Genomic DNA, 11,761 nt, shown 5'->3' on the forward strand with positions numbered 1-11,761 from the left:
GCGCACAGCCGAGGAAGGCCCGCTTGAGCTCTGCCATCTCTTGGTTGTTGGTCATGAGGCCCCGGCCCGGGGCGTAGGCGGTCGGCGTGACGAACGCCTTGTCCGGGCGCAGCAGCTCGAGCGAGCGCAGGGCGATGGGCCCGTCGGTGTAGCGGTGGCCCTTTCGCAGGGTCCCGCCGAGCATGATCACGTCGAGCGCGGGCATCGAACGGTCCACGAAGTCGGCGACGGTGAAGTCGTCCGTGACCACCGTGACGGACGCTCTCCCCGCGAGCGCGCGCACGAACTCGAGCGACGTCGTCCCCGAGTCCACCAATATAGAGTCGCCGTCCGCCACGAGCACCGCCGCGCGGCGGGCGATGGCGCGCTTGGCCTCAACGTTCACGTTGACGCGCTTGTCCTGCACCGACACCGTGAGGGTCCGCGAGAGCGAGGTCGCCCCGCCGCGGGTGCGCCTCAGCTTGCCGTCGCGCTCCAGGGCATCGAGGTCGGCGCGCGCCGTCACGCGCGAGACGCCGAAGGCCTCGGCGAGCTGCCCCACCTGCACGGAAGCATCTCTTTCCAGCATGGAGAGAATGGCTACGCGGCGTTCCTCTGACGACATCTGTGGCATACAGGGCCTCTCGTCGAACCGATTGTGGAGGGGATGTGTTTTCCTTTACTTGCGTTAGAAGCAAGTTAGCACATTTCTTTTTCTTTCGTATGGCAACGGGAATATTTGGCGGCGGCGGTTTTCCTCCCCGGAGGCGACCGAGGCGGCGCGCGCCTTCTGCGTTTGCTTTCGCCTCGCCCGCCGAAGACCGCGCCCACGGGCAAGCTTCCCCGCATCTGACCTGCGCGAAGGGCAATACAATGACCCCACGTTCAATCGGTGCCGGGACGCCCGGCAGGCGAAAGGAGAACCATATGCTCGTCACCACCAAGGAGATGCTGCTCGACGCCCAGGCCGGGCACTACGCGGTCGGCGCCTTCAACGTCGAGAGCCTCGAGTTCGTCATGGCCGTCATCAAGGCCGCCGAGGACAAGAAGTCCCCCGTCATCATGCAGACCACCCCGGGCACCGTGAAATACGCCAACCTCGACTACTTCGCCGCCATGTGCAAGGTCGCCGCCGACGCCGCCAAGGTTCCCGTGGCCATCCACCTCGACCACGGCGACGGCTTCGACCGCTGCATCCAGGCCATGCACGCCGGCTACACCTCCGTCATGATCGACGGCTCCCACGTCCCCTTCGAGGACAACATCGCTCTGACCGCCTCCGTGACCAAGGTCGCCGGCCCCATCGGCATCCCCGTCGAGGCCGAGCTCGGCAAGGTCGGCGGCAAGGAGGACGACGGCCCTGCCGTCGAGGGCGAGAACCCCTACACCGACCCTGACCAGGCCGAGGAGTTCGTGGCCCGCACCAACTGCACCTCGCTCGCCGTCGGCGTCGGCACCGCGCACGGCGTCTACAAGGGCACCCCGCACATCGAGCAGGGCGTCCTCAAGGAGATCCGTTCCCGCCTCGAGATCCCGCTGGTGCTCCACGGCACCTCCGGCGTGCCCGACGACCAGGTCGCCGAGGCCATCCGCAACGGCATCTGCAAGGTGAACTACGCCACCGAGCTGCGCCAGGCCTTCACCCGCGGCTTCATGGGCTACATGGCCGACAACCCCAACTGCTTCGATCCCAAGAAGCCCAATAAGCCGGGCATGCAGGAGATCTACGACGTCGTGGCCTCCCACATGGACAACCTCGGCTCCACCAACAAGGCCTAGGTGCCGGGCATGATCCTCACCGTCACCATGAACCCGTCGATCGACACGGCCTACCCGCTCGCGGGGCCGCTCAAGGTCGACGACGTGAACCGCGTCGAGCCCATCAAGACCGCCGGCGGTAAGGGGCTCAACGTCTCGCGCGTGCTCGGGCAGCTCGGCGACGACGTGCTCGCCACGGGCCTCCTCGGCGGGCGGATGGGCGACTTTATCGCCGATCGCCTGGACGAGGCCGGGGTCGCCCACGACTTCGCGCGCATCGCCGGCGAGAGCCGCGTCTGCATCGCGGTCCTCCATGAGGGCAACCAGACCGAGTTTCTCGAGGCGGGGCCCGAGGTGGGCGCCGACGAGCTCGCCGGCTTCGAGGCCAAGTTCCGCGAGCTCGCCGCCCGTGCCGACGTCGTCACGATGTCGGGTAGCCTGCCGCGCGGGGTCGACGCGGGATACTACGCCATGCTCACGGGCATCGCCGCGGGCGCGGGCGCGAAGGTTCTCCTGGACACCTCGGGGGCCTCCCTCGAGGCCGCGCTCGGCGCAAAGCGCAAACCCTACCTCGTGAAGCCCAACCTCAGCGAGCTCGGGGCGCTCCTCGGCCGCGAGCTGTCCGCCGGCGACCTCGGCGAGGTCCGCGCCGCCGTCGAGGGAGACGAGCGCTTCCGCGGCGTCGAGTGGGTCGTCGTCTCGATGGGCGCCGCCGGCTCCGTCGCCTTCAGCGGCGGCCGCGCCTGGCGCGCCCGCGCGCCGCGCATCGAGTGCATGAACGCGACCGGCTCGGGCGACTCCACGGTCGCCGGCTTCGCCCACGGCATCGCCGCCGGCGCCGAGCCTGCCGAGGTCCTGCGTCTCGGAAACGCCTGCGGCACCTTGAACGCCATGGATCCCGCCACGGGACACCTCCCCATGAAGCGCTGGGACGACATCTACGGGGCCGTCGAGGTCACGGAGCTCTAGTCCTTTGCTCACCGCATAAAGCGGGCGGGCGCCCATCGCCAGTAAAACCGGAGATGGGTGCCCGCTTTTTTATTGCGCCGTTTATCAGGGCTTTTATCGCAAGGTTACGCCTCGACCGCCGGCCACGCCCTACACACAGCACTCGACCACGCGCGCGGGTGTGGACTCGGCGATGGCTCCGCCGGGGTCGCGGTCGATGAAGACCATGTCGACGTCGCCCGGCTTCGCGAAGCGCGTGTACGAGCGGCCGTCGCAGATCTTCGACGAGTCCATGAGGACGACCTTGGTGCGCGCATGGGCGAGGAAGACCTTCTTTGCCTCGCTGACCGCGGCCAGGTCGGTCAGAAATCCGAACCCGGGGTCGTAGCCGTCTGCGCCGATGAACACCTTGTCGAAGAGGATGTCCGAGAGGCTCGAGGCGAGCAGGTGCCCGTAGAAGAACCCGTGCTCGCGCGAGAGCGTGCCGCCCGTGCCCGCGAGCCTGAGGTTGCCGAACTCCTTGCTGCCGCGGTCGAGGATGGCCCAGTCGTTGGTGACGACGGTGATGTCGGAGCTCTCGGGGCGAGACGCCAGGGCGCGGACGAGCTCGAACGTGGTGGAGCCGCTGCCCACGAGGATCGTCTCGTGGTCGGACACGAGCCCCGCGGCTTCGGAGGCGATGGCGCGCTTCTCGCGCACATGGCCGCGGGAGCGCTCGTTTGTGCTGATGAACGCGTAGTCAGAGACGATCACCGCGCCGCCGTGGACGCGGCGGAGGAGCCCCCGGGCGGCGAGGGCATCGAAGTCCCCGCGCACCGTGACGGTCGAGACCCCGAGCTCGCGGGCCATGTCCGAGATGAGGATCGGCGAGCTCGACTGCAGCATCTCGACGATGCGGCGACGGCGCTCGGCGGCGAGCATCTTCGCGGGGCGTTCCTGGGCCATGCTCGCTCGTCTCCCCTTTTTAGGCTTGTTTCGACTGCTCCGGCGCGCGGCGCGTCTCTTTGTATTGTGGCCTTTCGGTTCCTTGCGTTTGCCTTCGCTTCGGCAAGCGGCGTGCGAAATCAACGCCGAGGGATATTTACAAAAAAGCAGGCCAGTCGCATGAAGCGGCTGGCCTGCGTACGATCATGGTGCCCCCGGGCCGATTCGAACGGCCGACACCCGCTTTAGGAGAGCGGTGCTCTATCCCCTGAGCTACGAAGGCATGGAAGACGATTCTAGCACGATAAGCGCGACGGCGCGGGTTACTTGCCCTTCACGGCCTTGCCCTCGGCCTTCTGCGCCTCCGCCTTGGCGGCTGCGCGGGCGGCCTTCTCGTCCTCGGAAGCGATGTAGTCGGCAACGCGCTTGTCGTTCATGCTCTGCAGGCGCCTCTCGGCGGCCTTGCGGAACGGGCGGCGCTTGCGGAAGTCATAGATGAACGCGGCGATGATGAAGCCGTACGCGAGCACCAGCGTGACGATCGCGGCGATGCCCTGGGCAGTCGTGTACTCCTTGGACTCCGTCGGGAAGACGTACGCGAGCAGAAGCGAGATCACCGTCATGCCAAAGCCGACGCCCAGCAGGATCCACCAGGTCTTGTCGGTCTTCTTGTAGGCGTCGTCGCTCTTGAGGATGTAGTCGTACGCCTGGTTACGGGCGTCCTCGAGACGGCGCTCCTCGGCCTTGGCGGCCTTCTTTTCTTCCTTGGTCATGAGGGCCGGGCTCTTCTTCGAGCGCTCGCCCTCCACGCGCACGGACGACGCGGCCTCGCGCGCGGGCCTGGCGCCGGCGGCCGAGGCCTTGCCGGACTTGAACGGGTCGTAGGCAGCGGGCGCACGGTCCTCGTCGCTGGCCGTCGGCTTCTCGGCCGCGTCCTTGGACTTCTTGGTCATGGTGTCGACCGTGACCTTGGCCTCGTCGCGGGCGCCTTCGATGGTGTCACGCAGGGACATTAGACTCCTTTGGGCTCAAACTCGGTACCGGTGATGATCTGGAACGCCTCCTGATAGCGCTTGGAGGTGCCCTCGATCACGTCCGCCGGGATGCGGGGCGGCTCGCCCTGCATGTCCCAGTTGGCGCGCAGCCAATCGCGGACGTATTGTTTGTCGTAGCTGGGCTGGACCTGGCCCTCTGCGTAGCCCTCGACCGGCCAGAAGCGGCTGGAGTCGGGGGTCAGGCACTCGTCGATGAGGGTCAGTTTGCCGTCGATGAAGCCGAACTCGAACTTCGTGTCGGCGATGATGATGCCGCGCGTGGCGGCGTACTCGGCCGCGGCCTTGTAGATGGCCAGCGAGGCGGAGCGCAGCTGGAGCGCGACCTCGTCGCCCACGATCTCGCAGCAGCGCTGGAACGAGATGTTCTCGTCGTGATCGCCGAGCTCGGCCTTGGTCGACGGGGTAAAGATGGGCTGCGGGAGCTTGGAGGCCTCGGTCAGGCCCTCGGGGAGCTTGATGCCGCAGACGGTGCCGTCGGCGTCGTAGGTCTTCTTTCCGGAGCCGGTGAGGTAGCCGCGCACGATGCACTCGATGGGCACGGTCTGGGCCTTCTTGACGAGCATGGAGCGGCCAGCGAGGTAGTCGCCGTACTGCTGGAACTCCTCGGGGAAGTCGGCGACGTCGCACGAGATCATGTGGTTGGGCATGAGGTCGGCGAAGCGCTCGAACCAGAACGCCGAGATACGGGTGAGGATCTCGCCCTTGTGGGGGATCTCGTCGGGCAGGATGAAGTCATACGCGGAGATGCGGTCGCTGGCGACCATGAGCAGGCTGTCGCCGCAATCGTAGATGTCGCGCACCTTGCCGTGCGAATCCGGACGCTTCTGAATCTCGGACATCGAATACCTCGGTTTCCTAATCGGCGACTCTGACGCGTCGCCACCCAGATGCATAACACACAGAAGTATACCGCTGCCGGCAGGCGCGCGGCTAGCCTTCCTGGATGGCCTGGGCGATGTTGCGGCGGCCGCGGTTCTGCGGGATGCGCAGGGTGAAGGTGGTGCCACGGCCGAGCTCGGACTCCACGAGGATGGTGCCGTTGTGCTTGTCGACGATCTCCTTGGTGAGCGAGAGGCCCACGCCGAGGCCGCCGCTCACGCGCTCGCGGCTGACGTCGGAGCGCCAGAAGCGGCTGAAGGTCTGGGGGATGTCCTCCTTGGCGATGCCGATGCCCGTGTCCTGCACGGATATGAGCACGTCGCCGCGCTCGGTCTTCACCGACACCTTCACGTAGCCGTCGGCGTCCGTGTAGCGCATGGCGTTGCTCATGAGGTTGACCACGGCCTCGCGGATGAGGTCGGCGTCGATGTCCGCCATGATCTCCTCGCGGCCGCTCTCGTTGATGAACCGCAGGTGGAGGCCCTTCTCGTGGAAGAGCGCATGCTGGCTCGAAACGAGGCTGCGCAGCAGGTAGACCACGTCGGTGCGCTCGGTCTTGAGCTCGTTGGCGTTGTTCTCCAGGCGGCTCAGCTTGAGCATGGCGTCCACCAGCCTGGACAAGCGCCTGACCTCGGAGGCGACCGTCTCGAAGTGCTCGTCGTCGGCGGGCAGCACGCCGTCCTGCATCGCCTCGACCGTGGCCTGCATGGCCATGAGCGGGGTGCGCAGCTCGTGGGCGACATCGCCCGTGAGCCGGTGCTCGAGCTTGATGTCGCGCTCGAGCGAGGTCGCCATGTCGTCGAAGGTCTCGCCGAGCTGGCCGACCTCGTTCTCACCCTTGACGCCGGAACGCGCGGTGAGGTCGCCGTTGCGGATCTGCTTGGCGGTGTCGGTGATCCTCTTTATGGGGGCGGACATGCGCCGGGAGGTGAAGTAGCCGATCACGCAGGCGAGGAGCACGCCCACCGACGCGGCGATGGCGATGGCCTCGAAGGAGCTCTCCTTGAAGGCGGTGTCCGACTTGGTCAGCAGGACGTCCGAGCCGAAGGCCCACAGGCGCACCTCGCCGACCGTGTTGCCCTCGGCGTCGCGCACGGGGGCGGTGACCACCGAGTCGGCGCCGGTGGGCGCGAGCGACTTGGAGGACTGGGGCTGGACCGTGCCGTCGGCGCGCGTCTTCGAGGAGCTGCCGCCCGCGGCCCAAGTGTCGTCGTAGAGCACGCCGCCGTCCGCATCGATGACCTGCACGCCGATGTCGGACGAGAACGCCGAGGCCGAGGCCGCGCGCTGGACGACGTCGGAGGTCCAGCGGCCCTGCGCCGAGTACGCCTCGGTGAGCGACTCGGCGGTCGAGTCGGCCATCGACTGCATGTTCGCCCTGGTGTAGGACGTGAACTGGTCGCCCCACACCACCGCGAGCACGACCACGAAGATCAGCGCCATCAGCACGGCGATGAGCGCGAACGCCAGCGTCATGCCCGACGCGAACGACTGCCCGCCGGCGGGCTTGGGCTTCAGGGTGTTCCACGAGTTACGAGTCGAGGGCTGCTTGGAGCCCTCGACTGCGTGCGCGTTATTTCCTATGACGAACTTGGCAGCCAAGGCGCCTCCCCGCGCTCGTTACTTCTCGGGCTTCTCGGGCGCCTCGAAGCGGTAGCCGACGCCGTGGACGGTGTAGAGCCAGCGCGGGTTGCGCGGGTCGTCGCCCAGCTTGGCGCGCAGGTTCTTGACGTGCGAGTCAATGGTGCGCTCGTAGCCCTCGAAGTCGTAGCCGAGGACCTTCTCGACGAGCTCCATGCGGGTGTACACGCGGCCCGGGTAGCGGGCGAGCGTGGTCAGGAGCTTGAACTCGGAGGCGGTGAGGTCGACCTCTTTGCCCTCGACGAGGACCTTGTGGCCCGAGATGTCGATGACGAGGTCGCCGAAGTCGAGGACCTCGAGCGCCGGCTCGACCTCGGTGTGGGCGCGGCGCAGCAGGGCGCGCACGCGGGCCACGAGCTCGCGCGGGCTGAAGGGCTTGATCAGGTAGTCGTCGGCGCCCAGCTCCAGGCCGATGATGCGGTCCTCGACCTCGCCCTTTGCGGTGAGCATGATGATGGGCACGTTCGAGGTCTCGCGGATGGCGCGGCAGACGCGCTCGCCCGAGAGCTTGGGCAGCATGAGGTCGAGGATCACGAGGTCGAAGGAGTGCTTCTCGAACTCCTCGACCGCGCTTTGGCCGTCGCCCACCCCGCGCACGAGGTAGTTCTCGCGCTCCAGGTAGGCGGCGACGGCGTCGCGAATCGCTTTCTCGTCCTCTACCAGCAGGATCTTCTTGTCGTCTGAAGCCATCGTGGCCTCCCAGCTGAACGGTTTTTTGTTTTCGGGGCGCAGGGCGCATCCCACAAGTGTGGATATTTTACCCCACCGCGCAACCGCGCGATCAGACTCCTAGGCGGAAGGCGCGAACCGTGACGCTGGCGGGGTAGCCGGTGTCGGCGTCCTTGACGGTGGCAAAGGTGACGAAGAGGTCGCAGTCGCCGCAGCGCGCCGGGTACTCGCCGTAGTCAACCGACCGGTCGATGGAGAGCAGCGACGAGTACTTCTGGTTCTTCGAATCCACCACCATGTAGGACGAGCGGCTCTTTATGAGGTAGAGGCCGTCGGTGCCGGCAGGGCACTCGGACGGCTCGCGATCAACCTTGATGAAGTCGCCCGAGCGCGTGCCCACGTAGGTGCCCATCTGGGAAAGAAGCCCGCCCGAGCTGTAGCTCGCCTCGATGGAGACGACGAACTTATCGCCCACGCGGGTGGCACGGAAGGGCTTGGCGCCGGCGGGCAGGACGAGCTGGTCCACCTGGGTGGACATGTTGTCCGAGGCGGAGTAGGCCGTAACCCCATAGAACGTGCCCTCGCCGGCGCGCACGCGCGGCGAGAGAATCACGTTGCCCGCGGAGACCGTCGGGCGCGTGGCGAAGCGGCCGGGAGACTCGACGACCTTGCGGGCGTCCTTGTCCCCGGTGGACCATAGGTAGCAGGCGGAGGACTCGGAGGTCTTTTTTCCCGAGAGCGAGGGCATGACCTGCCAGACGACCTTCGAGCCGGTGCAGGCGATGGGCGCCGGGTCGTAGTCGGAGTCGGCGTCCCAAAGCTTCTGGGGATCTCCGGAGAGCGCGCCGTCGGAGAACTTCGCCGCGTAGAGCTGCCAGGAGCGCGACGACATGTCGAGCTCGACCCACGCGTAGACCGAGTCCGAGCAGGCGACGTCGTAGATCACGGTCGTCGCGGCGGCGCCCTTCGGGGCCGAGACGACCTCCGACAGCGTGCCCGAGCTCGTCGAGAAGGCCCCGCCCTTGACGGCGGGCAGCGCCGAGGAGCCGGCGACGGTGGCGGGCACCCAGGTGCCCTCCGCGGGGCGCAGGACGCAGCCGAGCGGCAGGGTCCAGGTGCCCTCGAGGGTGAAGCCGTGGTTGTCCTCGTACTCGTAGGGCGACCCGTCGGCAGTCACGCTCACGGCGGAGTCGGAGTCGACGACCACGGGGTCGCTGACCTGGTCTTTGTTGTCGTGCGAGCAGCCGGCGAGGATGCCCACGGCAGCGCCCGCGACGCCCGCCGCGGCGGACGCCTTGAAGAAACCTCGTCTGGTGAGCTTGGGTCGGCGCACGTCTGTGTTCCTCCGCCTAGGGCGCCTGAGGCGCTGCTAGTTCGCCGCCGCGGGAGCCTGGCCGGCGGCGATGGCGTCCATGGCCTGCAGAAGCGCGGTCGAGAACTGATCGGCGCAGGAGGTCTTGCGCGGGCCGCAGGTGTTGCCCTTGAGGATCTCGGCGACCTCCTCGGTCGGGCGGCCGGCGACGAGCTTGGAGATGGCGGCGAGGTTGCCGGAGCATCCCCCGTCGAAGCTCACATGCTCGATGGTGCGGCCGTCGTCGGAAAGGTCGATGTGGATCATCTGGGAGCAGACGCCGCGCGGGCGGAAATCGATGTGCTGCATAGTGCGTGAATCCCCTTTAATTCGTCAGCGATGCTAGTATGCCCGTCATTCGGTGACGGTCGCCGGGGACGGCGGTTTTCCGCCGCCCTCCACATAACGACGGCCCTAGAACTCGAGCTGCTCCAGGCGGTCGAAGACGACGCCGACGCGGGTGAGGAAGCTGCGCGGGTCGAAGATCGCGTCGAGCTCGGACGCCTGCAGCTTGCCGCAGCGGGGGTCGGCCTCGAGCTTCTGGCGGAAGGTGGTGCCGGGCTCGCACTGCTGCACCTCTCGCCACGTGGCCATGGCGTTCTCCTGCACGATCTTGTAGGCGTCCTCGCGGGTGATGCCGGTGTCCACCAGGTGCAGCAGCACCTTGGAGGAGTAGATCAGGCCGCGGGTCTTGTTGAGGTTGGCCATCATCTGGGCCGGGTACAGGATCAGCCCGTCGACGATGCGGATGAGGCAGGTGAACATGTGGTCGAGGGCGATGAAGCTGTCTGCCTGCGCCACGCGCTCGGCGGAGCTGTGGCTGATGTCGCGCTCGTGCCACAGGGCCACGTTGTCGAAGGCGACCTGCGCGTTGGCCTTGACCACGCGCGAGAGGCCGCAGACCTTCTCGACCGTGATGGGGTTGCGCTTGTGGGGCATCGCGGAGCTGCCCTTCTGGCCCTTGCGGAACGGCTCCTCGGCCTCGAGGGTGTCGGTGCGCTGGAGGTTGCGGATCTCGGTCGCGATGCGCTCGCAGGTCGCGGCCGTGGTGGCCAGGACGCCGGCGAGGTAGGCGTGGTGGTCGCGGCTGATGACCTGGGTGGAAAGAGGGTCGTGCGTGAGGCCCAGGTGCTCGCAGACGTACTCCTCGACGCGCGGGTCGATGCTGGAGTAGGTGCCCACCGCGCCGGAGATCGCGCCGAAGGCCACGTTGTCGCGGGCGTCCTTCAGGCGGTCGAGGTCGCGCTTGAGCTCCCAAGCCCAGCTTCCGAACTTCATGCCGAAGGTCATGGGCTCGGCGTGGATGCCGTGGGTGCGGCCGACGCAGAGGGTGTCCTTCTCCTCGAAGGCGCGGCGCTTGCAGATCTGGCCGAGCTTCTTGCAGTCCTCGATGAGGATGTCGGTGGCCTGGACGAGCTGGTAGCACAGGGCGGTGTCGCCGAGGTCGGAGGAGGTCATGCCGTAGTGGACCCAGCGGGAGGGCTTGGGCTGGCCGGCGGGCACGTCGGCGTCGATGTAGGAGCCCATGTTGGTCAGGAAGGCGATGACGTCGTGGTTGGTCACGGCCTCGATGGCGTCGACCTCCTCCTTGTTGAAGGCGGCGTGCTCGCGGATCCAGGCGGCCTCCTCCTTCGTGATTCCGCTCTCGCCCAGCTCGGCGTGGGCCTCGCAGGCCAGGATCTCGATCTCCTGCCAGACGGCGTACTTGTTCTCCAGCGAGAAGATGTGGCCCATCTCCGGGCGGGTGTAGCGATCGATCATGCGGGGTCCTCCAAATGGTTGGCGAGACATACAAGGCTATTCTACCTGCGACGCGCCGCCTGTTTGGTGGCGTGCGTGAACCAGCTTAAAAACCGCCACTTGGCATGCGCGAAGGCGCGCCCCGAAGCAATGTCTTCTTGCTCCGGGGCGCGCCTAGGACAATCGTTCTTTGGTTACAGCGCGGCCTTGGCCTCGGCGAGCTGCTGCTTGACGGCCTCGATGCCGGTGCCGCCGTAGGTTGTACGGGCATTGGCGATGCCCTCGGGGTCGAGGTCGGCGGCGATGTCGTCGCCGAAGAGGTCGCTCGCGGCGCGGAACTCGTCGGCCGTCAGGTCCTCCAGGCCCTTGCCGTGCTTCTCGCAGTAGAGGACGAGCTCGCCCACCACGCGGTGCGCGTCGCGGAACGGCATGCCCTTCTTTGCGAGATAGTCGGCCACGTCGGTCGCGGCGGTGAAGCCGAGCTTGGCCTGCTTGAGCATGACGTCGGCGTTGACCTGCATGGTCTCGAGCATGCCCGCGGCGATCTCCATGCAGTCGGAGAGCGTCTTGACGGCGTCCATCGGGCCCTCCTTGCACTCCTGGAGGTCCTTGTTGTACGCGAGCGGCAGCGACTTCATCGTGGTGAGGAGCGCCATCAGGTCGCCGTAGACGCGACCGCACTTGCCGCGCGTGAGCTCGGCGAAGTCGGGGTTCTTCTTCTGCGGCATGATCGAGGAGCCGGTGGAGTAGCTGTCGGAGAGCGTGATGAAGCCGAACTCGGTGGAGCTCCACAGCACGATCTCCTCGCACAGGCGGC

General features: G+C 67.1%; 11 protein-coding genes, 1 tRNA gene and 1 pseudogene. 2 read left to right on the top strand and 11 right to left on the bottom strand.

Annotation, left to right across the window (positions count from 1 at the left end; genetic code table 11):
• Nucleotides 1-547 (bottom strand): DeoR/GlpR family DNA-binding transcription regulator (locus ACT84W_RS00695; protein ID WP_444327878.1); only part of this gene is annotated, 547 nt, incomplete at its 3' end.
• 359 nt (nt 548-906) lie between these two features.
• Between ACT84W_RS00695 and ACT84W_RS00700 the strand changes: the two genes are divergently transcribed.
• Both ACT84W_RS00700 and ACT84W_RS00705 read left to right on the top strand, forming a co-directional pair.
• Nucleotides 907-1,758 (top strand): class II fructose-bisphosphate aldolase, encoded by an 852-nt coding sequence (locus tag ACT84W_RS00700; protein WP_444327879.1) that lies wholly within the window; start codon nt 907-909, stop codon nt 1,756-1,758.
• 9 nt (nt 1,759-1,767) lie between these two features.
• Nucleotides 1,768-2,706 carry a hexose kinase gene (locus ACT84W_RS00705; RefSeq protein ID WP_444327880.1) on the top strand — a complete coding sequence of 313 codons (939 nt, stop codon included), beginning with the start codon at nt 1,768-1,770 and terminating at the stop codon, nt 2,704-2,706.
• A gap of 129 nt (nt 2,707-2,835) precedes the next feature.
• On the opposite strand, the gene ACT84W_RS00710 is transcribed toward ACT84W_RS00705, so the two are convergent.
• The 10 genes and pseudogenes from ACT84W_RS00710 to argH all read right to left on the bottom strand — a co-directional run.
• Entirely contained in the window at nt 2,836-3,630 is a 795-nt protein-coding gene (locus ACT84W_RS00710; RefSeq protein WP_444327881.1) for a DeoR/GlpR family DNA-binding transcription regulator, read from the bottom strand.
• Nucleotides 3,631-3,816: 186 nt separating this feature from the next.
• Nucleotides 3,817-3,892 (bottom strand) — tRNA-Arg (locus ACT84W_RS00715).
• A 40-nt stretch (nt 3,893-3,932) separates the two neighbouring features.
• A complete protein-coding gene (locus ACT84W_RS00720) occupies nt 3,933-4,622 on the bottom strand; it encodes an APC family permease (protein ID WP_444327882.1) in 690 nt (229 codons plus the stop codon).
• A pseudogene (locus ACT84W_RS00725) lies at nt 4,609-5,503 on the bottom strand (phosphoribosylaminoimidazolesuccinocarboxamide synthase). Before ACT84W_RS00725 ends, ACT84W_RS00720 begins: the two are co-directional and overlap by 14 nt.
• A 91-nt stretch (nt 5,504-5,594) precedes the next feature.
• Nucleotides 5,595-7,145 (bottom strand): sensor histidine kinase, encoded by a 1,551-nt coding sequence (locus ACT84W_RS00730; RefSeq protein ID WP_432290588.1) that lies wholly within the window; start codon nt 7,143-7,145, stop codon nt 5,595-5,597.
• 18 nt (nt 7,146-7,163) lie between these two features.
• Nucleotides 7,164-7,874 (bottom strand): response regulator transcription factor, encoded by a 711-nt coding sequence (locus tag ACT84W_RS00735; protein ID WP_417575262.1) that lies wholly within the window; start codon nt 7,872-7,874, stop codon nt 7,164-7,166.
• 91 nt (nt 7,875-7,965) lie between these two features.
• Nucleotides 7,966-9,186 (bottom strand): Tat pathway signal protein, encoded by a 1,221-nt coding sequence (locus ACT84W_RS00740; RefSeq protein WP_444327883.1) that lies wholly within the window; start codon nt 9,184-9,186, stop codon nt 7,966-7,968.
• Between the two features lie 36 nt (nt 9,187-9,222).
• Nucleotides 9,223-9,513 carry a TIGR03905 family TSCPD domain-containing protein gene (locus tag ACT84W_RS00745; protein ID WP_417575260.1) on the bottom strand — a complete coding sequence of 97 codons (291 nt, stop codon included), beginning with the start codon at nt 9,511-9,513 and terminating at the stop codon, nt 9,223-9,225.
• A gap of 105 nt (nt 9,514-9,618) precedes the next feature.
• A complete protein-coding gene (gene purB / locus ACT84W_RS00750; protein WP_444327884.1) occupies nt 9,619-10,965 on the bottom strand; it encodes an adenylosuccinate lyase in 1,347 nt (448 codons plus the stop codon).
• A 173-nt stretch (nt 10,966-11,138) separates the two neighbouring features.
• The coding region (gene argH, locus ACT84W_RS00755) for an argininosuccinate lyase (protein ID WP_444327885.1) at nt 11,139-11,761 on the bottom strand (623 nt) is incomplete at its 5' end.

This window comes from Paratractidigestivibacter sp., from assembly GCF_052362415.1.
Classification (GTDB): Bacteria; Actinomycetota; Coriobacteriia; order Coriobacteriales; family Atopobiaceae; genus Paratractidigestivibacter.